The sequence below is a fragment of the Pantoea sp. LMR881 genome (genome assembly GCF_027157825.1).
GTDB classification, from domain to species: domain Bacteria; phylum Pseudomonadota; class Gammaproteobacteria; order Enterobacterales; family Enterobacteriaceae; genus Pantoea; species Pantoea haifensis.
Window position 1 is genome coordinate 754,601 of record NZ_JAPVOK010000002.1, and the last position, 23,615, is coordinate 778,215.

Here is a 23,615-nt window from a genome sequence, read left to right on the forward strand (position 1 = left end):
ATCCTTAATTTTGGCTGATATCGCCGAAATGACAAACCGTGCATAACGGCAATGTTTTTTGCTAAACAAAACCTAAACGAATTAAAAATCACTTATTAAGGCTCTTTAAGGCCGAAAATGAGATGATTTCAATTTTTTCTTTTACATCAACATACTGATTTTTAATCATTTAATCATAAAAATTGGTTTTTAATCCCCTTTCGCATCACCCAGGTGAAAAAGTAAAAAGAAGTAAAGGTTCACATTTTGTAATATCAGAAAGATAAACTGTTTCTGGTTATAAATTTCATTATATTTGACAGGAGCACCATTTCTGTCCGGTCATGTTGTACCGCTTAAAAGGAGAGTGAATGCCAACACATGAAAAAACACGCCACAAGGAATTCTCGCTGATATTTCCCCTTATTACGCTGGGTGTTCTTTATTTCTTTAGCGGGCAAACATCGTTTTCCCTCATCGTCGGCATCAATTTACTGGCTCTTGTGGCCATACTCAGCAGTGCATTCAGCGTGGTTCGTCATGCTGATGTACTGGCGCATCGCCTCGGTGAACCCTACGGCTCGCTGATCCTCAGTTTATCGGTGGTGATCCTTGAGGTAAGTTTGATCTCGGCGCTAATGGCAACAGGCGATGCCGCGCCGGGTTTGATGCGCGATACACTCTATTCCATCATTATGATTGTCACCGGTGGATTGGTTGGTTTTGCGTTGTTACTCGGCGGGCGTAAGTTTGCTACGCAGTACGTCAATCTGGCTGGCGTGAAACAGTATCTGATCGCGATTTTTCCGTTAGGCATTTTAGTGCTGGTGTTTCCTAATGCGCTGCCTGGCGGTAATTTTACCCTACCCAGGCACTACTGATTGCAGCGATTTCTGCCGCAATGTATGGCGTTTTTTTGCTGATCCAGACGAAAACGCACCAAAGCCTGTTTGTTTATGAGCACGAAGATGAAAGCGACGATGGCGATCCTCATCACGGTAAACCCTCTGCGCACAGTAGCCTCTGGCATACCGTTTGGCTGATTATCCACCTTATTGCAGTCATTGCCGTAACGAAAATGAACGCTAATACGCTGGAATATCTGCTGACGGAACTGAACGCACCGCAGCAATTTACCGGCTTCCTGGTGGCGTTGCTGATCCTTTCGCCTGAAGGATTAGGCGCAATCAAAGCGGTTTTGATGAATCAGGTGCAGCGTGCAATGAACCTGTTTTTCGGTTCGGTGCTGGCCACCATATCCCTTACGGTTCCGGCGGTAACAATTATTGCTACGCTGACAAATCAGGAATTAATTTTCGGCCTTGAGCCGCCACAAATGGTCATCATGATGGCGTCGCTGATTCTGTGCCAAATCTCGTTCTCAACCGGACGGACAAACGTTCTTAACGGAGCGGCCCATCTGGCCTTGTTTGCAGGTTATTTGATTACCATCATGCTGTGATTAAGGCTTAATTAAGACGAAAAAAGAGCGAACATTCGCTCTTTTTTCTTTTCCGGGCGCAGGATTAATGACTGGTGTCCAGTTCCGGGAAGCTTTTCACCAGCTCGTCGATCGCTTTCATCTGAACCAGGAATGGCTCCAGCTTATCCAGCGGCAGCGCCGATGGACCGTCACATAAGGCGTTGGCTGGATCCGGGTGCGCCTCAATGAACAGGCCCGCAATCCCTACCGCCATACCAGCACGTGCCAGCTCAGCCACCTGAGCACGACGTCCGCCTGATGCCGCACCAAACGGATCGCGGGTTTGCAGCGCGTGGGTTACATCGAAAATCACCGGGCTGTTTTTAGACACTTTCTTCATGACGTTAAAGCCGAGCATATCTACAACAAGATTGTCGTAACCAAAGTTGCTGCCGCGATCGCAGAGGATCACTTTTTCATTACCGCCTTCGGCAAATTTATCTACGATGTTACCCATCTGACCGGGGCTGACGAACTGGGGCTTTTTCACGTTAATCACAGCGCCGGTTTTCGCCATTGCTTCAACCAGATCGGTCTGACGCGCCAGGAATGCTGGCAGCTGAATCACATCAACCACATCCGCAACGGGCTGCGCCTGCGACGCTTCATGGACATCAGTGATGATTTTTACGCCAAACGTCTGTTTCAGCTCCTGGAAAATTTTCATGCCCTCTTCCAGGCCCGGACCACGATAAGAGTGAATAGATGAACGGTTTGCTTTATCAAAAGAGGCTTTGAATACGTAAGGAATGCCAAGTTTCTCGGTTACTTTGACGTAGTGTTCGCAAATACGCATCGCCAGATCGCGTGATTCCAGCACGTTCATACCACCAAACAGCACAAACGGCAGGTCGTTTGCTACTTTGATGTCACCAATATTGACGACTTTCTGAGTCATGTCCTTTCCTTAATAATGTGTCCGCTTAGTGAAGCGTCACTTGTTTTTGTTCGATTGCGTGTATCTGCACTTTAATCATTTCGCTGACGGGATCTTCAGGACACTGCTCAACGAAGTAGGTTAAATCATTTAAGGCGATATGTTCGCATTCAAGCTGAGCATAGATCAGACCGCGATCGCGAATTTCATAGGGATCATCAGGATCAATACGCAACAGCACCTGGCTTACGTTGAGTGCCAGTTCCATTTGTTTCTCTTCCATCAGCGCGGCTTTCAGTGTGTCCAGCATTTTACGCATGACGCTGACCGTTTTCGCCTCATCAAGATCGTCGTCGTATAAACGCGCTGTCGGGCTGATGTTGCCTTTCAACCATACTTCGAGCGTATGCGTATCCAGCGTTTCACCATTAAAAGGGTTGATCAACCATTTGTCGCCGTCAATCCAGTCGGCACGCAATATAAGTTGCGTCGGGAAAATCACTGGCATTAAAGGTAACTCTAATTCAGCCGCGATATGCAGCAGAATGACACCCAGTGAAACCGCCGTTCCCTGTCGTGTTTTTAATACTTTATCCAGCCATAACGCATCAGACAGATTATAGATACCGCTGGCACCGCCAAATCCCCACTGGTCATAAAACAGTTCAAGCAGCTTTCCCAGTTGTAAATCGGCGTCCTGCTCGCTACGCACATATTCGCGCGCTTCAGCAACCAGGGCCGCTAATTGCTCTTCTACTGTCAGCGCCGGGAAATCGGCGCGGATGACGAGCGTAGCGCCAATCACCGCTTCACACAGCGACGTCTGGCTAAAATCTAATTGTTCATTCGAGGTCATACTATCCCCAATAACGGCATTTTACTCACCGCCAGCGAGATGACGATCACCAGCGCAATGGCTGCCACACTAAAAGCGATCCAGCGCGTGCGGTCAGTTCGCGGACGGCGACTTAAGGCCACGGAAGCTAAGGCGATATAGATAATAACGCCTAAAAGCTTCTCAGTCAGCCAGCTTCCTTGTGGAGAAAAGGGATAGAAATGAGTGATCAGCACTAACATTACCCCGGTCACCAGCAGCAGCGTATCGTTGACGTGCGGTAAAATGCGCACCCAACGGCGCGCCAGCATCGCTGAACCGCTGCGCTGCCAGTAAAAACGTACCAGAAAAAAAGAATCGTTATCGCTACCGTAATCAGGTGGAGATTTTTGATGACTGGGTAATAAGCAAACATCTGCTTTCCTTTTAATTGACTATTTGTCCATAAGTGACACGTGGGTTGCCGCCATAATCATTTGCTGTGGCGACGGCCTGATAGCCCTGTTGCATCATCATTTGACGCACCGCCCCGCCCTGCTGCCAGCCATGCTCCAGCAATAACCAGCCGCCTGCCAGCAGCCAGTCCGGGGCCTGTTCGATCAGGGCGCGTAAATCAGCCAGGCCCGACTCTTCAGCCACCAGCGCACTGCGCGGTTCAAAGCGGACATCTCCCTGCGAGAGATGTTCATCGTTGCTGTCGATATAGGGGGATTGCTTACGATGAGATCGTAGCGAGAAGAAGGAAGATCACGGAACCAGTGACTCAGCGCAAACGTGACGTTGCTGAGGGCGAGTCGTTCCGCATTCTCCGTGGCCAGGGCGACGGCAGCGTCGATGCGATCAACGCCCATAATTTGACAATCGGGCCGCTCACTGGCAATGGCCAGAGCGATAGCGCCGGTACCGGTGCCCAGATCCAGTATGCGGGCCGGTGCGGCAGGCAATCTTGCCAGTGCCTGTTCAACCAGAATTTCCGTATCGGGCCGTGGGATCAGCGTGGCATCATTCACGCGCAGCGGCAACGACCAGAACTCGCGTTCGCCAACCAAATGTGCCACTGGTTCACCCTGCGCACGACGCGCCAGCAATACATTGAGCTGCGTTAACTGTGCGTCGCTTAACAACGTTTCATCGAAGGCGATGAGCCAACTGCGCGATTTACCGGTGACAAAACTCAGCAGGATTTCAGCGTCACGCTTAGGGCTGTCGCCACCACAAAGCGTGGCAACGGCCTGTTTCAGCCAGTGACGAATATCCATTAATCCTGCCCAGCCAGCGCCGCCAGCTGATCGGCCTGATATTCCTGCACGATTGGCTCAATCAGGCTTTCCAGTTTGCCTTCCATCGTTTCATCCAGACGATAGATTGTCAGGTTGATACGATGATCGGTGACGCGCCCCTGCGGGAAGTTATAGGTCCGAATACGATCGGAACGATCGCCGCTACCTAACAAATTGCGACGCGTGCTGGCTTCGGCTGCCTGGCGCCTGGCCATCTCGGCCGCATGGATACGTGCGCCTAACACCGCCAGAGCTTTGGCTTTGTTTTTATGCTGTGAACGCTCATCCTGGCATTCAACCACAATGCCGGTAGGTAAGTGGGTAATACGGATCGCGGAGTCAGTGGTGTTAACGTGCTGACCGCCTGCGCCCGATGAGCGGAACGTATCAATTTTCAGATCGCCGGCATTAATTTCTGGCATTTCCGCTTCGGGTAATTCAGGCATCACCGCCACGGTGCATGCCGAGGTGTGGATACGGCCCTGCGATTCGGTTTCAGGTACGCGCTGCACGCGATGACCGCCAGACTCAAATTTGAACCGGCCATAGGCTCCGTCACCAATAATGCGCGCAATGATCTCTTTGTAACCGCCATGCTCGCCCTCGTTGGCACTGACAATTTCAACCCGCCAGCGGCGTGCTTCTGCGTAACGGCTATACATGCGGAACAGATCGCCAGCAAAAATAGCCGCTTCGTCCCCGCCTGTTCCGGCGCGCACTTCAATAAAACAGGCGCGCTCATCATCCGGATCTTTTGGTAACAGCAGCACTTGCAATTGCTGTTCCAGTACTTCGCTTTGTTCACGCGCCTGCTGTAACTCTTCCTGCGCCATATCACGCATTTCAGGATCGTCGAGCAGCATTTTGGCGGTATCAATATCTTCCTGAACCTGCTGCCAGTCACGGAAACAGCGCGTAACGTCGCTGAGTTGAGCATATTCGCGCGAAAGCGCACGGAAGCGTTCCTGATCGGCGATAACCGCCGCATCGCCCAGCATGGCTTCCACTTCTTCGTGGCGCTCCTGCAGGGCTTCCAGTTTGGCAACAATAGAGGTTTTCATTTAAATGTGGGATTCCCGTAACAGGTGGCAACAGCCGGTTGGTCTACTCGAGACCCAGACTGTCGCGTAAAATCTGCAGGCGTTCACTGTCGCCATCGCGGGCGGCCTGCTGAAGAGATTTGGTTGGTGCGTGAATCAATCGGTTTGTTAGTTTGTGTGCCAGCTCTTGCAATACTTTTTGCGGATCGGCGCCCTGTTGCAACGCCTGTAATGCGCGGCCTTCCAGTTCTGCGCGCACCTCTTCCGCCTGTGAGCGATATTCACGAATGGTATTGACGGCGCCTTGTGCACGCAGCCATGCCATGAATTCGCCACTCTCCTGTATCACAATAGTTTCGGCCTGCACTGCCGCTGCTTTGCGCTGCGCCAGATTTTGCTCGATAATCGCCTGCAAGTCATCCACGCTATAAAGGTACGCGTTAGGTAATTTGCCTACTTCAGGTTCAACGTCACGCGGAACCGCAATATCTACCAATAGCATGGGCTTATTACGGCGGGCTTTCAGCGCACGCTCCATCATCCCTTTGCCAATAATCGGGAGTGGACTGGCAGTTGAGGAGATAATAATGTCAGCTTCTGACAGCCGGGCATCAATATCGGCCAGGCTTATCACTTCTGCCCCCACTTCAGCCGCCAGCGTTTCCGCCCGCTCGCGGGTACGGTTAGCGATAATGAGTTTTTTCACCTGATGTTCACGCAAATGACGCGCCACCAGCTCAATGGTTTCACCAGCGCCAACCAGTAATACGTTAACCGTCGAGAGAGATTCAAAAATTTGACGCGCCAGCGTACAGGCTGCGAACGCTACTGAGACAGCATTTGAGCCAATCTCAGTTTCGGTTCGTACCCGTTTGGCCACAGAGAAGGTTTTCTGGAACATACGTTCCAGCTCACTGCTCAACGCCTGTCCACGTTGCGAATCAGCAAAGGCTTTTTTGACCTGGCCCAGAATTTGCGGTTCACCCAGTACCAGCGAGTCAAGTCCGCTGGCAACCCGCATTAAATGGCTTACCGCTTCATTATCATGATGCCAGTACAGGCTGTTGCGGACATCCTCATCATTGAGCTGATGATAATCACATAGCCAGCGCACCAGTCGCTCTTGCAGATCGGCCTGTTGCTCTACACTCAGATAAAGCTCGGTGCGATTACAGGTCGATAACACCACGCCACTCTGCACCATCGGCTGAGATAACAGGCTGTTCAAAGCCTGTTCCAGCGTCTCCGGCCCGAACGCGACACGTTCGCGCAGAGCGACAGGGGCAGTTTTGTGATTGATTCCGAGTGCAAGCAGCGTCATGGATTTGAGTTGGGATGTCCCAATAATGTCAGGGTTTTGTGAGGCGCATTCTACAAGATGCGACAGATCATGAAAAGCCATACAAAGGCTATGACTGTAATAAGAATAACCTGATCATCAATAATTTCGCGTATAACAGCATTGACTGCTTAAATGCGGATGGTTAGCGTTATCCGTTACGAATGATAAACGTGTCTGAGGAGATGACCATTTGATGCTTAATTCCCCACGCAATCTGTTGCGCCTTTTGCCCCTCGCCAGCGTGTTGCTGGCTGCCTGTAGCGTGAATAAACCGCAAGGTCCGGGTCCAAACGTTACTGCGCCACAGTGGCAACAGCATCAACAAGCGGTCAGTAAAGTGACGCATTATCAAACCCGCGGTGCGTTTGCTTATCTGTCTGATAAACAAAAAGTTTACGCACGCTTTAACTGGCAACAAACCGCGCCTGATCGTTACCGCCTGCTGTTAACCAATCCATTAGGAAGCACCGAATTGCAGCTGGATGCACAAGGCTCTGTGGTGCAGCTGGTTGATAATAAAGGGAAACGCTATGTCAGTAACGATGCGGAAAAGATGATTTCACAGCTTACCGGTATGGATATTCCACTGGCAAACCTGCGTCAATGGATGATGGGCTTACCCGGAGACGCCCGTGATTACCAGTTGAATGAACAGTATCAGTTGCGCAACCTGAACTACAGTCGTGATGGTCAGCAATGGCAGGTCACGATTGCCAGTTACGACAATAAGGTGACGCCTTCCCTGCCAGCCAGCCTGGAGCTGAAAGAAGGCGAACAGCGGATTAAACTGCGTATGGATAGCTGGACCGTACAATGATGACCACCTGGCCCGCGCCGGCAAAACTGAATCTTTTTCTTTATATCACCGGCCGTCGTTCTGACGGCTACCACAACCTGCAAACCCTGTTTCAGTTCCTTGATTATGGCGACACTCTGCATATTCAACCCGATCAAAGCGGTCTTATCACCTTACTGACACCGGTTGAAGGCGTGCCCGATGCACAAAATTTGATTGTGCGCGCAGCCGAACAGCTTAAGCAGGCAGCGCAGAATAAGCATTCCCTGAGCCTGAACGCGGGAGCACAAATCAGCGTTGAAAAAAAATTACCCATGGGTGGCGGACTGGGCGGTGGCTCATCCAATGCAGCAACGGTATTGGTTGCGCTCAATAATATATGGCAATGTGGCTTAACCGTAGATGAACTGGCGCAAATTGGTCTGCATTTAGGGGCGGATGTGCCAGTATTTGTCAGAGGTTTTGCCGCCTTTGCCGAAGGTGTCGGCGAGCAGCTACAGCCCGCCGCGCCTGAAGAAAAATGGTATCTGGTGGCGCATCCTGGTGTCAGCGTCGGCACGCCAGAGGTCTTTAATGATCCCGCATTAATACGCAATACGCCTGTACGTGATTTAACGACGCTTTTGCAGGCACCGTTCAGCAATGATTGTGAGTCAGTGGTAAGAAAACGTTTTCGTGAGGTTGATGAGCTTGTTTCCTGGCTGCTAGAATACGCGCCGTCGCGCCTGACTGGCACGGGTGCTTGTGTGTTTGCTGAATTTGACACCGAGTCTGCTGCTCGTCAGGTGCTGGAACTTGCCCCGAACTGGGTACGCGGCTTTGTAGCAAGAGGCGTTAATGTCTCGCCGCTACAGCGTACACTTTCCGGGCGACCAGCGATCGCGTGACAGTGTCACCTCGTTTCAGACACTGCACGTCTCGCATTAACACACCCGTGTGAACGCACATGACTGTATTCGCCGGTTACTGTCATGCCGTTCATTCTCTGGACGCAAAGCCTGAGGTTCTTCTCGTGCCTGATATGAAGCTATTTGCTGGTAACGCCACCCCGGAACTAGCACAACGTATTGCCAACCGCCTTTACACCTCTCTTGGAGACGCCGCTGTTGGTCGTTTCAGTGACGGTGAAGTGAGCGTACAGATTAATGAAAATGTACGCGGTGGTGATATTTTCATCATCCAGTCCACCTGTGCTCCCACCAACGATAATCTGATGGAACTGGTTGTGATGGTCGACGCCCTGCGTCGTGCTTCTGCTGGTCGTATTACCGCAGTCATTCCTTACTTTGGCTACGCCCGTCAGGATCGTCGCGTGCGCTCCGCACGTGTGCCGATCACCGCCAAAGTTGTGGCAGACTTCCTTTCCAGCGTCGGAGTTGACCGTGTTCTAACGGTTGACCTGCACGCCGAGCAGATCCAGGGCTTCTTCGACGTCCCGGTTGATAACGTATTTGGCAGCCCGATCCTGCTGGAAGACATGCTGCAGATCGGTCTGGAAAACCCTATCGTTGTCTCTCCAGACATTGGTGGTGTTGTGCGCGCACGCGCCATCGCTAAACTGCTGAACGACACCGACATGGCTATCATTGATAAGCGCCGCCCACGTGCGAACGTTTCTCAGGTGATGCACATTATTGGTGACGTTGCTGGCCGCGACTGCGTGCTGGTCGATGATATGATCGACACCGGCGGCACGCTGTGCAAAGCGGCTGAAGCATTGAAAGAGCGTGGCGCCAAGCGTGTATTCGCTTACGCAACCCATCCGATTTTCTCAGGCAACGCGGTGGAAAACCTGCGTAAATCCGTGATCGACCAGGTGATCGTCTGCGACACTATTCCGCTGTCTGAAGAGATGAAGTCTCTGCCTAACGTCCGCACGCTGACTTTGTCCGGCATGCTGGCTGAGGCTATTCGTCGTATTAGTAACGAAGAATCTATTTCGGCTATGTTCGAGCATTAATCTTCGCTAAACCGGGCCTTGCGCCCGGTTTTTTCATCCGGCTAAATCCATTTGCCGCCCAACGCGCTTTCTTATTCACTATTCCCCGATAATTTCCCACCAAAACCGTTATTTTCAATGCCAGTCACTTTTTTAATTTAAGCCTGACATCAGGGCTTCTGCCGCGAATTAATAAGTGGTATTTTGCATCCCATTTTTTGGCGAGAACTCCGACCACTATGAACCTCGACATTTATACATTGTTTATTTGCGAGCTTTATGTGCTTGGATTTTTAAGCATTATTATGGTTTTTGCCTGGATAGGATCGCAGTACGATCGTGTTCTGGGCTTTACCTGTCTTTCGCTGGTTCTCACTCTTGCCGCTGTTTTCCTGAGCAGTTTACGCAGCACAGGCCTGCAATTTTTGCCCGTTGCGCTGGGAAATGTCGTGATGATGTTGGCCTATGGCGGCTTATTACAGGCCTTTCGCCAGTTTTGCGGTAAGCCGCTCGGTACTGGCTGGCTGCTGGGTGCCCTGCTATGGGCACTACTCTGCTGTTTCCCCTCTTTTTACCACGCTCTGCCTAAGCGTGTTTTGGTGTTGTGCATCTTATGCATGCTCTACACCAGCGCATTGATCCATTTGTTATGGCTCAAGCGCGCCACGCTTAAAATCACTTTTTGGCCCGCGCAACTGCTGTTGTGGATACACCTGTTATTTCATCTGGCACGCATTTTTCTTGATAACGCTGTTGTCAGCCCGTTAAAAGGCGCAATAGGCGGCTCCAGCTTCTCGGTTTACGTGATTTTAGAATCGATTCTGTTTGTTATTGGTTTAACCTTTACGATCTTAGCCATGGTCAACGAGCGCACGCAGATTGCGCATAAACATGCTTCGCTGCACGATCCCTTAACGAATGTCTGGAATCGTCGGGCATTGTTGAACGAAGCGGAAAACATCATTTCACGCTGCCTGCGCCAGCAAAATCCTTTACAGCGGTGCTGTTCGATCTCGATCATTTTAAAAGCATCAACGATCGCTTTGGCCATCATCAGGGGATCGGGTGCTGATTGATTTCTGCGAAGTGGTGCAAGAGCTGCTACCCAGCGGTGGTCGCTTTGCGCGTCTGGGTGGAGAAGAGTTTGCAGCCATTATTCCTGCGCGTGCGGGCGAAGCGTGGATTTGGTGTGAGCGGGTGCGCCTTGCTGTGCAGCGTTCTCAACCGGACAGCATTGCTTACTCAGTCAGCATCGGTTTTGCGGCGTCAACGCACACTGAAACCCGCTTTGATGTTCTGTTGGCGCTGGCCGATGAAGCGTTATATCGCGCCAAGGCCAGCGGCAGAAACCGAACGGAACAATACCTTAGCCTCTTTACAGCAAGTTAGCGGTGAGTGTGATGCGAACGGCGGCAGCGTTTATCACCAAAATGACGCAACCAGTAATAGCGATCTTCTATCTTTTCACGACCGCTAACGCGGGCACCTGCCAGCCATAAGAGTGCACCGATAAAAATACTGAACATCGCACCGTGTGCCAGAAATTGTGGCAACTGTAACGAAGGCAGTTGGTTGATGATCGAATACCCTACGCCGAGAACCATGGTTAATAATCCCAACACCATTAAAGTATTACCCGCTGCGCGAGAGTGATGACGTTTCATTTTTCACCTCCATCCTTTTCAGGCAAGACAAAAACCGCACACAATGTTAACTCACCATAAGTTTAGGCAATGGCTGGCCCTGACGTTGCGGGCAAGATCACACAACCGCAAGAAACGTTGACACAACTTTACGGGTAGCCTGTTGATTTAGATGAAAAATGATTAATCACCTTTAGTAACTATTATCCTTGCGTGAACTTTGAGATCTTAACGGGGCCGAAGTAAACTAACGCCCTTTCCGTCTTAGAGCAGGATATTCATCGTGAGCAGCATTAAACTGATTGTGGGCCTTGCCAATCCGGGGCGGAATATGCCGCCACGCGCCATAACGCCGGGGCCTGGTATCTGGATCTACTGGCAGATCGCCATAATCAGTCTTTAAAAGAAGAAGCCAAATTCTTCGGCTACACGGCACGACTGGCGATTGCGGGTAATGATGTGCGCTTACTGGTTCCGACGACCTTTATGAATTTAAGTGGTAAAGCCGTCGCGGCGATGGCAACGTTTTACCGTATCGCGCCGGAAGAGATTTTGGTGGCGCACGATGAACTCGATCTACCGCCAGGCGTAGCCAAATTTAAGCAAGGCGGCGGACATGGCGGGCATAATGGCCTGAAAGACATCATCAGTAAGCTGGGCAACAACAACAATTTTCATCGCCTGCGAGTGGGCATTGGCCATCCTGGCGATCGCAACAAAGTGACCGGCTTTGTTCTCGGCAAACCGCCCGCCAGTGAACAAAAACTGATCGATGATGCGATTGATGAAGCTGCGCGCTGTACTGAACTGTGGCTAAAAGAAGATCGCATTAAGGCAATGAATCGATTACACGCGTTCAGGCCAAGCTAAACGCCCAGATCGTCGCGATTCTGTGTATAATGCGCGAAATTTTCTATTTCGTTTCCGATAAAACACCCTGGCGTGTTTTATCTGTCCAGTTATAAAGGGTATCAAACCATGGGATTCAAATGCGGTATTGTGGGCCTGCCGAACGTCGGTAAATCCACCCTGTTTAACGCGCTGACTAAAGCGGGCATTGAAGCGGCTAACTTCCCCTTCTGCACCATTGAACCCAACACTGGCGTGGTGCCGATGCCGGACCCGCGCCTTGATCAATTGGCGGAGATCGTTAAACCGCAACGTTTAGTGCCAACCACAATGGAGTTCGTGGATATTGCTGGTCTGGTAAAAGGCGCGTCCAAAGGTGAAGGCCTGGGCAACCAGTTTCTGACTAACATCCGTGAAACCGAAGCTATCGGTCACGTAGTGCGTTGCTTTGAGAATGACAACATCATTCACGTGTCGGGCAAGGTTAATCCGGCAGAAGATATTGATGTTATCAATACTGAGCTGGCGCTTTCTGACCTGGATACCTGTGAGCGGGCCATTCAGCGCGTACAGAAGAAAGCCAAAGGCGGCGACAAAGATGCAAAAGCTGAGCTGGCTGCGTTAGAAAAATGTCTGCCGCACCTCTCCAACGCCGGTATGTTGCGCGCGCTGGATCTGGATGCTGATGAGAAAGCGGCGATTCGCTACCTGAGCTTTTTGACGCTGAAACCCACCATGTACATCGCTAACGTCAACGAAGACGGCTTTGAAAACAACCCTTATCTTGATCAGGTGCGTGCCATTGCCGCAGCTGAAGGTTCTGTCGTGGTGCCTGTGTGCGCAGCGGTTGAATCGGACATCGCTGAACTGGATGATGAAGATCGTGATGAGTTCATGGCGGAGTTGGGGCTTGAAGAGCCTGGCCTGAACCGTGTGATCCGCGCGGGTTACGCTTTGTTGAATCTGCAAACCTATTTCACCGCTGGTGTGAAAGAAGTGCGCGCATGGACCATTCCGGTGGGTGCAACGGCGCCACAGGCAGCCGGTAAAATTCACACCGACTTTGAAAAAGGCTTTATTCGTGCGCAAACCATCGCATTTGATGATTTCGTTGCTTTCAAAGGCGAGCAAGGTGCGAAAGAAGCAGGCAAAATGCGTTCAGAAGGCAAAGAGTACATCGTTAAAGATGGTGACGTCATGAACTTCCTGTTCAACGTCTAATCTCCTTCTCTGCTTTAAAAAATCCACGCAAATGCGTGGATTTTTTTATAACTTTTATTTAATGATTTATCGTTCAACACACCTTGCGTTTAACTATTAACATAAAATCAAGCCAGGCTAACCACGGCTTTTACATTGCCGCTCATTCATTAGTCCATGAATAACTCATTAAAATAGTCGCAACTGAATCGAATCTGAAAACAACGCCACGCACGCTTTTACCTTTAAAACAGTCACCGTAAATAACGCTTCTTTATCATTCAGCGAAACGTTTCCCTGGCCTCTCTTTTATGGTGATCATCGGTGCAGATAAGCGAAAAAGCATATATCCGCTTAAGAACTCACGTTGAGCAAAGGGCTATTAAAACAGAGTCAATTATTCCGGGCGCACGTCCATGCGGATTCCGGCCTTTCTTTGCCTGCGGGGTTGGTATTATCAGGGTGGCGCGCTGTATGTTCTCACCAGCCTGCTACTTTTTCTGGCGCGGCTATGTGTCAGCGGGTGGGTTGCTGGTTTCAGGAGAAGGAGTAATGAGCTGCTTACCGCTCATGTCATTTTCAGGTTGAGACAAGCGCAGCGAAAAGAGATGCAGATGCCATATTAATCGTTACCGCTTTTTTACTTATTATGCGTCGGTAATCTACTCCGCCCTGAATTAGTTAAGCATACGACTTCTTTCGTCTTCATTTCCTCTTGATTCCACTGCGAGTAACAGGTCGGCATCTTCCTGGCAAATAACATAGACCGACTCTTTTCCCGGCAGATTAACAGTAATAATGCTTTGCTCAACGGCATCCAGGAGTTCATCGTGCTGATTCAGTGAGCTGTAAAATTTTTCCATGGTTATTTCCTTATATTAATTAATATCGCCAGCCTGTTATCGGTCATTACTGATGTTTTCTTGAGCGGTTCTGGCAGCAATATTTGCTGCCAGAACAATGACAGGTAAAGTTTACTGCGATATGACAGCCTCACAGCCAGAGAGCACCGGATAGCGCGCGCAATCGGTTTTAACTGCCGTTTCGTTGTGCGGCGTATCAGCCGGCGCCCAGGTGTATGGCAGCGCATAAGCACGATAGACTGTATTGGCGACATAGTGATCGCGCGGCATCGCTTTGCCATAAAAGGGGCTAACGTACTCCCACACAATATCGCCCTGCGGCGTCACCTGAAAAAGCCGTCCACTCTGCCCTTCATCAATCAAGGTATTGCCGTTAGGCAGACGCTGCGCATTACTGATGTAAGCACTGTAAAACGTCGAAATGGCCTGTTTTGATTTCTCTGCGGTATATTCCCAGACAATCTGTTTACTCACCGGATCCACTTCAATGACGCGCGACGCGGAAAAAAGCCCTGGCGCGTCGGTGGATAACCGGCGTTGCCCTGATTATCAAAAATTAATATGTTACCCGCACCTGGCAACCCGGCCGGGATCATATGCACGTCATGTTCGCCAATCATCTGATCAAGCGGGCGCGGTAGCGGTTTGCTTAGTTGTAAACCGGGATAATCAGGCCCGATGCGCCACACTACTTTACCGCTTTGACGATCAACAATGACGGCAACATTACCGTTGCGCGAATTGAGCAAAATATTATCAGGTGCAAAGCGTTTATCCCCGGCATCGAACCAGTGGTTTGGTCCGAGTGGCGCCGCCGTATTCATATGTAAAAAATCGGGATCCTTGCTGTCGCGTATCAGAGCTAACTGTTGGGCACTAAAACCAAATTCATCTAAGTGATCGGCCACTGACCAGGACCAGATTTTTTTCCCCTGCGGATTAATTTCTTCCAGCGTGTTATCAATGACATCGTAGTGATAACCGGCAATGCGCCTCAATGCTGCGCCCAGCAGCAAGGTATTGCCATTGGCGAGTCGTTGCATTTCATGGTGTTGATGCACCGGATTTTCCTGGCTGCCATATTGCCACACCACATTGCCCTGCCAGTCCACTTCTGCCACGCTGGCGTTCACCATCCCGTTGCCGGGGCTGGCAACCTCATCCAGTTTCTCACGTCGTGCCAGCTGCACTAAAACGTGGCCACGTTCACCTTTAGCCTGTCCGGCATTGATCGGCCAGGCGGGAAAACCTTCATATTTCCAGCGGTGCACTTCTTTACCGCTCATGTCGATAAGGTGGGTTTGGTTATCACTGCCTGGAAACAAGATAAAACCATTCCACGCGCGGGCGGGATCGTAATAGGTTGTACCAACAGGAACGGCGGTGGGAATCGACAGTGCGCTGTGGCAAAACGCCAGCAGCAGCAAGCCAGAGAGTCGGTGCGTCAACGTCATCTTCACTATCCTGTGCAAATAAATCGGCATTTATCAGCATAGAAGTGAAAATGAGACGTGCCGCACATAATGCGGCACGCCGTTGTTTATCAGAAGAAGCCGAGCGGCTGAATACTGTAACTTACCAGCAGGTTCTTGGTTTGCTGGTAGTGATCAAGCATCATTTTGTGGGTTTCACGTCCAATACCCGATTTTTTGTAGCCACCAAATGCCGCATGAGCCGGATACAGGTGGTAACAGTTAGTCCAGACGCGGCCTGCTTTTATCGCCCGTCCTACCCGGTAAGCGCGGTTAATATCGCGCGTCCAGACGCCGGCCCCCAGGCCATATATCGAATCATTGGCGATGCTGACCGCTTCGGCTTCATCTTTGAAGGTGGTGATGCCGATAACCGGTCCAAAAATTTCCTCCTGGAAAACGCGCATGCTGTTATTGCCTTTCAGCAAAGTCGGCTGAATATAATAGCCGCTGGCAAGCGATCCTTCGTGTTTTTCCGCACCGCCGCCCACCAGCACCTCTGCGCCCTCCTGCTGAGCTATTTCCAGATAGGAGAGAATTTTATCAAACTGCTGCTGTGACGCCTGCGCACCCACCATGGTATCGGTATCCATTGGATCGCCGCGTTTAATGGTTTTAACACGTTTCATGACCGCCGCCATGAAGGGTTCGAAGATCGACTCCTGCACCAGTGCGCGTGACGGACAGGTACAGACTTCGCCCTGATTCAAAAAGCCGAGCACGACGCCTTCAGCGGCTTTATCAATGAAGCTCTCTTCCGCCTGCATAATGTCTTCAAAGAAAATATTCGGCGATTTGCCGCCTAACTCAACGGTAGAGGGGATAAGATTTTTCGCGGCCAGCTCCAGAATGTGTCCACCCGTGGCGGTTGAGCCGGTAAAGGCGACTTTAGCGATACCCGGATGCGAGGCTAACGCTTCGCCTGCTTCTTTGCCGTAACCGTGCACAATGTTCACGACGCCCGCGGGCAATAAATCTTTGATCAAATCGATGAACAGCGTGACAGAAAGCGGCGTCTGCTCGGCAGGTTTTAATACTACGCAGTTACCTGCGCCCAGCGCCGGTGCCAGTTTCCATGCCGCCATCAACAGCGGGAAGTTCCATGGAATAATTTGCGCCACCACACCCAGCGGCTCATGGAAATGATACGCCGCAGTGAACTCATCAATTTCCGCCGCACTGCCTTCCTGCGCCCGGACACAGCCAGCAAAATAACGGAAGTGGTCGACCGCCAGTGGCATATCCGCAGCCAGGGTTTCACGCACCGGTTTACCGTTGTCCCAGGTTTCGTTTACCGCAAGATATTCGAGATTCTGCTCCAGCCGGTCGGCAATTTTTAGCAGCACTAACGATCGCTGCTGGGGCGAGGTTTTACCCCAGGCTTCGGCTGCTGCCGCTGCCGCAGCAACAGCGTTGTCCACATCGGCGCGGTCAGAACGCGGAAACTCCCCTACCGTTGACCCATCTACCGGCGAGGTATTGGTGAAATAGTTGTTATTAACCGGCGCCACAAATTCACCGTTAATAAAGTTGCCATAGCTTTTTTGCAATTGAATAAGAGAACCTTGTTCTCCGGGAGCCGCGTAACGCATGGTCATTCTCCTTCCAGGATAAGAGACGTAACAACAATGAAACTTGTTATTAACATGAGCGATTACCGCCAGCCTGTCAGATCTCCTGGCCAGAAACTGTGACCCCGGCAGAGGAAAGTGTCTCGCTACGGATAAATCCGACTTTTCCGCGCGGGAGCCAAACAAAAGAAACTTGTCGCAGAGAAACGGTCAATAGGGGGAAGTATTCATACAGGAGAGCAGCATGCTGGCTTCGGCTTTGACCTTAATGCGCGAAAAAGCAGATTTTATTCAACAATTTATTCGTAACCCGCGCAAAATGGGCAGCATCACGCCCTCATCCGACACGCTGTGTCGAATGATGGCTGAATCGGTAACGTGGGAAAATCATCTGCGCGTGGCAGAATTAGGCGCTGGGGATGGTGTTTTAACACGTCAGCTGCTGGCGCACATGGCTCCCGAGGCCACGCTGGATGTGTTTGAGATCAGTACGGCACTGGCAGAAAAATTAGGTGCGCTTGATGACGCGAGAATGACGGTGCGTACCTGCTCAGCGGAATATCTCAACGGCCAGTACGATGCGATTTTCTCTGGCCTGCCGTTGCTGTCGCTTCCTCCAACGTTGCGTGATGCTATTTTACGTGCGGTCTGTCATTCATTAACGCCGACGGGCGTGTTTGTGCAGTTTCAGTACACATCGCTGACCCAGCCCGATCTGTCGCGTTATTTCACCTGGGAACGCCAGCGGGTGTTAAAAAATGTGCCACCCGCCTGGGTTTACCGCTGTACACGTCACTACGCACCTTGAGCCTGATCGATTGCCGGGCGCGTCTGCAGCCAGAAGGCGATCAGCAGTTCGCGTGCCCAGTCAACGCCTTCCAGTGTCGCGCCGTTATCTTCGCCGCGTTCCGGCAAACAGGCGCGCATAATTCGTTGAGAAAATTCAGGGTGAAACTGCACCGATAGCGCCTGCGGTGAATAACGCACAATCTGACAGCTGTCTTTATCGGAACGTGCCAGCACCTGTGCCTGCGGCGGCGGTGTAATCACGGTTTGTCGATGTGACAACCAGGCATGGAACGTGGCTGGCAGGCTCGCCAGCAGAGGATCGCGCTGCGCCTGCGCCGTACAGATTAACGGTAATAATCCGCGCTCCCAGCCCTGCGGGTTATCCCCGACTTTTCCCCTAATGCATAGGCCATGAGCTGATGGCCGTAGCACACGCCCAGCAGCGGCAGTTCAGCTTCCAGTGCAGCACGCACCCAGGCGGCGCTGCGCTCGCTCCATTCCGCGTGGTCGGTGACCATGGCCCAGGAACCGCTCAGGATTGCGCCAGAGATTTGGCTAAAATCGGGCAGTGATTCACCCAGATGGGGTCGGATAATCACATATTCATGGGGCTGCAAATCTAATGCGTCGATAAACCAGTCTGGCTGTTCGCCAATCTGCGCGACGACGTTTGCGGGAGGAACTTCCAGTTGAATCAAAGCAAGGGGCAAAGCAGGCGTGTTTGTCATACCGAATCGAGTCCTCTACGGGGGTGAGCGTTTCGGAAAACCAGTCTGACAGTAAACGCTTTAAATGTCTTATGTTTTTCCCGCCGAAGTAAAAACAGAAATTTTCTTTCAGCTGATGACCGAATGCCGCGAGATCATGCCATCATTAACGGGCAACGGTAATTATTCAAAGGATGGCAACGTGGCGGTGCGGCATTTTTTTCTGATTCTGATGGTGGTCTGTATTTGGGCGTTTAATAACGTGGCGGTGAAATGGGGATTGCTTGAGTTGCCGCCGTTGTTCCTGACGTGGATGCGTTTCGTGGTGGTGGCGATTGTGCTGGTGCCGTTTTGCCGTATTACACGTCAGCAATTGCCGTGGCTCCTGCTGCTGGCGTTCACCTTTGGCTTTATGCATTTTTCTCTGCTGTTTGTCGGCATGCGCTATACCGACGCAGGGACCGGTGCGATCGTGGTTCAGCTCGGCACACCGATAGCGATGCTGCTGGCGATGGTAGTGCTGAAGGAAAAACTCAGGCTGGTGCAGCTGTCTGGCATTATGGTATCGCTCAGCGGCGTGGTGGTGTTGTCAGGCAGTCCCACTATCCCAGCGTGGTGGGTGCTGTGTCTGTTGCTGTGCAGTGCGACCGGTTGGGCCATCAGTAATCTTATCGTGAAAAAGTCACCGCCCATCAAGCCGCTGACCATGACGGGCTGGATTGCTTTTCTGGCCATTCCGATTGTCGGTGCCGCAACGTGGATAATGGAATCCAGTCAAATAAGTGCGCTGAGCCACGCCGGATGGCGAGGATGGTTTGCCATTTTTTATAGCGCCATCGCCTCCTCTATTGTGGCTTACACCTTATGGTATGCGATGTTAAAAAAATACAACGTCAACCTGATTATGCCCTATTCGCTGCTCACGCCGGTGCTGTCAGTACTGATGGGGATTGTGGTGCTCGGCGACAGCCTTAACAGCTTTAAAATTATCGGTGCGTCTCTGGTTATTTTAGGTACGGCGATTGCGGTGATAAATTTACGCAATCTGCGGATGCACGCGCGTTTTCCCCGGCTGCGTCGGCGTTAAAAATGACGTGCTATGCTTGAGAGAATGTCATTTTCAGGAGCATAAAAATGGACCATCAGCTCGCCACTTCTCTATGGCAGCAGATGTGGCAAGGATTGCGTGGCAACTCTGCACCGCAACCGTTGCCCACGTTTGTTGATACGGCCACCTTCTCTTCCGCCTTCGCTGTCAGTGAACTGGCGGCCACCAGCATCGGTCTTGCCACGCAAGCCACAGCCAGCCTGATTGCCTCATCCGAACCTGTTGAGGTGAATGTTCGCCTGGCTTCGCGCTGGTTTCAGCACAGTTTTATGACGCTCAACCGCCCTGCGCCTCAGTTATGGGATGCTTTCGCCGGAGATTACGCCAGCGCCGATGGCTGGATACGCCTGCACACCAATGCGGCACATCATCGTCAGGCGATGGAAAGCGTGCTCGGTCAACATCACCACCGTGACGCGCTTGCGCAGGAAGTCTCTCGCTGGCGCGCCAGTGAGCTGGAACAGGCGATCGTTGACGCAGGTGGATGTGCTGCTGAAATGCGCAGTGCCGCTGCGTGGCAACAGCATCCTCAGGGCCAGGCAGTCAGCCTTGAGCCGCTGATTGACTGGCAGATAACACCCTCCGGCCCAAAGCCTGCGTGGCTTTTACCTCAGGCACGCCCTCTGCTCGGTGTTAACGTGCTGGATTTAACGCGCATCATCGCCGGACCGGTTGCGACGCGCTTTCTTGCCAGCCTGGGCGCGCATGTTTTACGCATCGATCCTCCCGGCTGGCAGGAACCAGGGCTGGATGAAGAGATCAGCTGCGGCAAGCGGCGTGCGGTGCTTGATTTAACGCACACGGACGATCGCGAACAGTTAATTCGGTTGCTACGTCAGGCCGACGTGCTTGTGCACGGTTATCGCGCCGATGCACTGGACCGGCTGGGCCTGGACGCCGAAACACGTCAGAAGATTGCGCCGGGTTTAGTGGATGTCAGTCTGAATGCGTGGGGCTGGCAAGGTCCCTGGCGCAATCGTCGCGGCTTCGACAGTCTGGTACAAATGGGCTGCGGTATTGCTGAACAGGGGATGCACTGGCAGCAACATGACAAGCCGACACCCCTGCCGGTGCAGGCGTTAGATCACGCCACAGGCTATCTGATGGCGGCAGCCGTGTTAACAGGGTTACAGCAGCGGGTGGAAAACGGTAACGGCAGTCAGGCGCGACTCTCACTGGCGCGCACCGCACAATTACTGCAACAGCACAGGTATGCGCCAGGGAGTACGCAAACGGGCATCACAGCGGAGGTAAAAGATAACCTGCCGATGCTGGAATTAACGCCGTGGGGGTTGGGTATCCGGCTGCGTGCCGCCGCTTACCTTCCCGGCACGCCCTTTCTCTGCGCGACGCCGGGATGCCTGCCGGGAACCGATCCGGCAAGCTGGTAAGTTATTCGTCTTCGTCGTCTTCAGCCTGATCGGCTAATTCATCGTACATAGCCTGAATCGCTTCGCGGCTCAGTGCTGCCAGCGTGCGGTAAAATGGGGTAGTGGCATGCGCTTCTACCTTGCCTAAAAACGCGCCGCACCACGGCAGCAGGTACGCTTCAAACAGCTCAAGCTGTGCCGTGCTTTCATCTGCTTCAGACTGATCTTCCAGCCAGGAAGCTGCCAGCATTAATATGCCAAAGTGATCGGCAGGCGCCTCACTGAGCGGCATCCCGCGAGAGGTTAAAAACGCACGCACCTCTGGCTCTGTTTTCCCTCCTGGCCACTGCGACGCATAAGGCGGGACGTTGCAATCGCTGCCAACAAACAGCGCATTGTAATCTGCCGCTAACGCCTGCGGATCGCTGCTTTGCTGTAAGCGTTTGAGCAGATCGTCCTGCTCCAGTGGCCATTGCGCCTGCAATTTTCCCTCACGCAGCAGCGTAAAAAGCGGCACCAGCAGCGGATCTTGCGGCTGGCGATTGAACAATGAGCCGATCACGCGGCACAAAATGGAAAACTCATTCATGAGTCAAAATCCTTGAAGCAATAAAATTAAAAGTCAGCCAGTTCAGCAATGTGTTTGCCGGTGCGCTGCTCGAGGAAATCAAGCAGACGACGCGGCGTGACATTTAACACGCGATCTTCAGGAAAATCCACTTCGCGCGTTATCCGTAAACAGTGCTCAAAATGACCCAGCGTAAAAGCCGTGTGTGAATCTGATCCAAACGCCAGCCGACCGCCCGCATTGCGCACCGCTTCAGCGATAGCGCGGCAGTTAGGTTCACTGCCGGGACGTGAATGCGTAAAAGAGGAGTTGTTAATCTCCAGCGCCACATCGTAATGCGCAGCGGCTTCCGCAATGGCCGGAATATCGACCGGGAATTTTGGGTTGCCAGGATGGCTGACAATGTGCACCAGCCCGCCCGCCATGGCCGCGATCATCGCATCCGTATGGTGCTTTTTATCACGCGGGGCGTACACCGGCTCGTGAAAGCCTGCAACGATCAGATCCAGCGCATCCAGCATCGGCCCGGAACAGTCAATCTCCCCCTGCTGATTTTTAATATTCGCTTCGATACCGCGCAGGATCGCCACGCCGTCGATCACCCGTGGCCAGATGCGCATATTGACGAAATGCCAGTAATGCGGCGCATCGGCCATATCCGGGCCGTGATCGGTAATGGCAAACAGCTTCAGACCATTCTTTTTCGCCTGCGCAACGTAATCGTGTAACGTACTGTAAGCATGGGTACTGGCAACAGTGTGCATATGCAGATCTACCGGATACATCTTCAACTCCTGCTGATAGCCCATCACTGGGCATAAATAATTAATAGCCGCGTTGCCGATCAACGCAACCTGGTGGGGTGTCACCCGCCTCACGCTGCTTAATGGCGCGAGCGATATAATCCATCGCCTCCTCGGGCAAAGTGACAGCGGCATTATGCGGCGTGATTGTCACGCGCGGATGACGCCACAGCGGGTGATCTTCCGGCAACGGTTCCACCTGAAACACATCCAGCGCGGCGGCTTTAAGCTGACCGCTGTCCAGCGCCGCCAGCAGATCCGATTCTACCACCTGCGCCCCTCGCGCCAGATTAAGGAAAAACGCCCCTTGTGGCAGTTGCTGTAAAAAAGTTTCATCGATCAGGTTGAGGGTTTCAGGCGTGCTGGGCAGAAGATTGATTAACACGCGCGTGCCTTGCAGGAAATCGTTCAGCGACTCACGTCCGGCAAAGCTGGTGACGCCGGGGAGTTGCTTCGCAGAACGGCTCCAGACACGCAGCGGAAAGCCCCAAATTTTCAGAGATTCAGCCACACGTTGGCCCAGCACGCCTGCCCCAAGAATGCCCACCGTAAAGTCATCGCGCGCATAGGCGGTTAAAGGCTGCCAGCAGGGCGGCTGCTGTTGCAGACGGTAATCGTCAAAACGACGAAACCAGCCCAGTACGCTGTGTGTCGCATACTCCTGCATTTGACGCGCCATGCCGGTATCCTCCAGACGATAAAGCGGCACGGAGGCGGACAACATATCAGGATGATGCCTGAGCTGAGCCAGAATTTCGTCCACGCCCGCGCCTAATGCAAACACCCCCGCAACGCATCCCGCCCTTTTAACATCTCAACGGGCGGCGAACGTACCAGTGCATAATCTGCAGGCGCGTTGTCGCCTGGTTGCCAGCGCCGCACCCGCGCCTGCGGTAAACGTTTTTGTAATCCCTCAATCCAGCGCGCCGCCGGTTGCGAAGGGTGATACCAGATGATCTCCATGCTGCTCTCCTTTTTTCTTTCCAGCGTCGGGGAAAAGTGTGACAAGGGCAAGAAAAAACCGTGTGGTCATCGCGGTTTTTATCCGGGACTTTACACACTATTTTTTCCTGCGCCTTCACAATTCCGGTTCGCTATCCG

Annotated in this window: 18 protein-coding genes and 7 pseudogenes; 10 read left to right on the forward strand and 15 right to left on the reverse strand. The window is 52.2% G+C overall.

Annotation, left to right across the window (positions count from 1 at the left end; genetic code table 11):
* Positions 1 to 350 precede the first annotated feature (350 nt).
* A pseudogene (gene chaA, locus O3W44_RS05340) lies at positions 351 to 1,441 on the forward strand (sodium-potassium/proton antiporter ChaA).
* A gap of 64 nt (positions 1,442 to 1,505) precedes the next feature.
* Here chaA and kdsA read toward each other — a convergent pair.
* From kdsA to hemA, 6 genes and pseudogenes are all read right to left on the reverse strand, one after another.
* Positions 1,506 to 2,360 (reverse strand): 3-deoxy-8-phosphooctulonate synthase, encoded by an 855-nt coding sequence (kdsA, locus tag O3W44_RS05345; protein WP_269292262.1) that lies wholly within the window; start codon positions 2,358 to 2,360, stop codon positions 1,506 to 1,508.
* A gap of 25 nt (positions 2,361 to 2,385) precedes the next feature.
* On the reverse strand, positions 2,386 to 3,195 hold the full coding sequence (gene sirB1, locus O3W44_RS05350; RefSeq protein WP_269292263.1) for an invasion regulator SirB1: 810 nt from the start codon (positions 3,193 to 3,195) through the stop codon (positions 2,386 to 2,388).
* Positions 3,192 to 3,589 (reverse strand): annotated as a pseudogene (locus O3W44_RS05355) (SirB2 family protein). The gene sirB1 and the pseudogene O3W44_RS05355 overlap by 4 nt, the downstream one beginning before the upstream one ends.
* A gap of 11 nt (positions 3,590 to 3,600) precedes the next feature.
* A pseudogene (gene prmC, locus O3W44_RS05360) lies at positions 3,601 to 4,433 on the reverse strand (peptide chain release factor N(5)-glutamine methyltransferase).
* Positions 4,433 to 5,515: a peptide chain release factor 1 gene (prfA, locus tag O3W44_RS05365; protein WP_269292264.1), complete on the reverse strand. Its 1,083-nt coding sequence runs from the start codon at positions 5,513 to 5,515 to the stop codon at positions 4,433 to 4,435. Before prfA ends, prmC begins: the two are co-directional and overlap by 1 nt.
* Positions 5,516 to 5,558: 43 nt before the next feature.
* Positions 5,559 to 6,815: a glutamyl-tRNA reductase gene (gene hemA / locus O3W44_RS05370; protein WP_269294364.1), complete on the reverse strand. Its 1,257-nt coding sequence runs from the start codon at positions 6,813 to 6,815 to the stop codon at positions 5,559 to 5,561.
* 214 nt (positions 6,816 to 7,029) lie between these two features.
* Between hemA and lolB the strand changes: the two genes are divergently transcribed.
* From lolB to O3W44_RS05390, 4 genes and pseudogenes are all read left to right on the forward strand, one after another.
* Positions 7,030 to 7,653 (forward strand): lipoprotein insertase outer membrane protein LolB, encoded by a 624-nt coding sequence (lolB, locus tag O3W44_RS05375; protein ID WP_269294365.1) that lies wholly within the window; start codon positions 7,030 to 7,032, stop codon positions 7,651 to 7,653.
* Complete coding sequence (gene ispE, locus O3W44_RS05380) at positions 7,650 to 8,519, forward strand: 4-(cytidine 5'-diphospho)-2-C-methyl-D-erythritol kinase (protein WP_269292265.1); 870 nt, start codon at positions 7,650 to 7,652, stop codon at positions 8,517 to 8,519. Before lolB ends, ispE begins: the two co-directional genes overlap by 4 nt.
* Before the next feature lie 125 nt (positions 8,520 to 8,644).
* Positions 8,645 to 9,592, forward strand: a complete 948-nt coding sequence (gene prs / locus O3W44_RS05385) for a ribose-phosphate diphosphokinase (protein WP_006118899.1) — start codon at positions 8,645 to 8,647, stop codon at positions 9,590 to 9,592.
* Positions 9,593 to 9,810: 218 nt separating this feature from the next.
* A pseudogene (locus O3W44_RS05390) lies at positions 9,811 to 10,960 on the forward strand (GGDEF domain-containing protein).
* Here the strand turns inward: O3W44_RS05390 and ychH are convergent.
* Positions 10,957 to 11,235: a stress-induced protein YchH gene (gene ychH, locus O3W44_RS05395; RefSeq protein WP_269292266.1), complete on the reverse strand. Its 279-nt coding sequence runs from the start codon at positions 11,233 to 11,235 to the stop codon at positions 10,957 to 10,959. The pseudogene O3W44_RS05390 and the gene ychH sit on opposite strands and share 4 nt — an antisense overlap.
* Positions 11,236 to 11,497: 262 nt before the next feature.
* Here ychH and pth point away from each other — a divergent pair.
* Together pth and ychF are read left to right on the forward strand one after the other, a co-directional pair.
* A pseudogene (gene pth, locus O3W44_RS05400) lies at positions 11,498 to 12,084 on the forward strand (aminoacyl-tRNA hydrolase).
* Positions 12,085 to 12,192: 108 nt separating this feature from the next.
* On the forward strand, positions 12,193 to 13,284 hold the full coding sequence (gene ychF / locus O3W44_RS05405; protein ID WP_269292267.1) for a redox-regulated ATPase YchF: 1,092 nt from the start codon (positions 12,193 to 12,195) through the stop codon (positions 13,282 to 13,284).
* Between the two features lie 656 nt (positions 13,285 to 13,940).
* Here the strand turns inward: ychF and O3W44_RS05410 are convergent.
* The 4 genes from O3W44_RS05410 to exaC all read right to left on the reverse strand — a co-directional run bounded on the left by O3W44_RS05410 (position 13,941) and on the right by exaC (position 17,190).
* Complete coding sequence (locus tag O3W44_RS05410; RefSeq protein ID WP_269292268.1) at positions 13,941 to 14,126, reverse strand: hypothetical protein; 186 nt, start codon at positions 14,124 to 14,126, stop codon at positions 13,941 to 13,943.
* Between the two features lie 111 nt (positions 14,127 to 14,237).
* Positions 14,238 to 14,600: a hypothetical protein gene (locus tag O3W44_RS05415; RefSeq protein ID WP_269292269.1), complete on the reverse strand. Its 363-nt coding sequence runs from the start codon at positions 14,598 to 14,600 to the stop codon at positions 14,238 to 14,240.
* Positions 14,597 to 15,580, reverse strand: a complete 984-nt coding sequence (locus O3W44_RS05420) for an aryl-sulfate sulfotransferase (protein WP_269292270.1) — start codon at positions 15,578 to 15,580, stop codon at positions 14,597 to 14,599. The genes O3W44_RS05415 and O3W44_RS05420 overlap by 4 nt, the downstream gene beginning before the upstream one ends.
* Positions 15,581 to 15,669: 89 nt before the next feature.
* Positions 15,670 to 17,190 carry an acetaldehyde dehydrogenase ExaC gene (gene exaC, locus O3W44_RS05425; protein ID WP_269294366.1) on the reverse strand — a complete coding sequence of 507 codons (1,521 nt, stop codon included), beginning with the start codon at positions 17,188 to 17,190 and terminating at the stop codon, positions 15,670 to 15,672.
* A gap of 223 nt (positions 17,191 to 17,413) precedes the next feature.
* Between exaC and O3W44_RS05430 the strand changes: the two genes are divergently transcribed.
* A complete protein-coding gene (locus tag O3W44_RS05430) occupies positions 17,414 to 17,977 on the forward strand; it encodes a class I SAM-dependent methyltransferase (protein WP_269292271.1) in 564 nt (187 codons plus the stop codon).
* Here the strand turns inward: O3W44_RS05430 and O3W44_RS05435 are convergent.
* Positions 17,965 to 18,686 (reverse strand): annotated as a pseudogene (locus tag O3W44_RS05435) (glutamine amidotransferase). The gene O3W44_RS05430 and the pseudogene O3W44_RS05435 overlap by 13 nt on opposite strands.
* Positions 18,687 to 18,867: 181 nt before the next feature.
* Here O3W44_RS05435 and O3W44_RS05440 point away from each other — a divergent pair.
* Together O3W44_RS05440 and O3W44_RS05445 are read left to right on the forward strand one after the other, a co-directional pair.
* Positions 18,868 to 19,752, forward strand: a complete 885-nt coding sequence (locus O3W44_RS05440; RefSeq protein ID WP_269294367.1) for a DMT family transporter — start codon at positions 18,868 to 18,870, stop codon at positions 19,750 to 19,752.
* A 47-nt stretch (positions 19,753 to 19,799) separates the two neighbouring features.
* Positions 19,800 to 21,164, forward strand: a complete 1,365-nt coding sequence (locus O3W44_RS05445; RefSeq protein WP_269292272.1) for a CoA transferase — start codon at positions 19,800 to 19,802, stop codon at positions 21,162 to 21,164.
* Position 21,165: 1 nt separating this feature from the next.
* On the opposite strand, the gene O3W44_RS05450 is transcribed toward O3W44_RS05445, so the two are convergent.
* The 3 genes and pseudogenes from O3W44_RS05450 to ghrA all read right to left on the reverse strand — a co-directional run bounded on the left by O3W44_RS05450 (position 21,166) and on the right by ghrA (position 23,477).
* Positions 21,166 to 21,732 carry a TorD/DmsD family molecular chaperone gene (locus O3W44_RS05450; RefSeq protein ID WP_269292274.1) on the reverse strand — a complete coding sequence of 189 codons (567 nt, stop codon included), beginning with the start codon at positions 21,730 to 21,732 and terminating at the stop codon, positions 21,166 to 21,168.
* Between the two features lie 26 nt (positions 21,733 to 21,758).
* A complete protein-coding gene (locus O3W44_RS05455; protein ID WP_269292275.1) occupies positions 21,759 to 22,496 on the reverse strand; it encodes a phosphatase in 738 nt (245 codons plus the stop codon).
* Between the two features lie 40 nt (positions 22,497 to 22,536).
* A pseudogene (gene ghrA / locus O3W44_RS05460) lies at positions 22,537 to 23,477 on the reverse strand (glyoxylate/hydroxypyruvate reductase GhrA).
* Between the last annotated feature and the right edge of the window lie 138 nt (positions 23,478 to 23,615).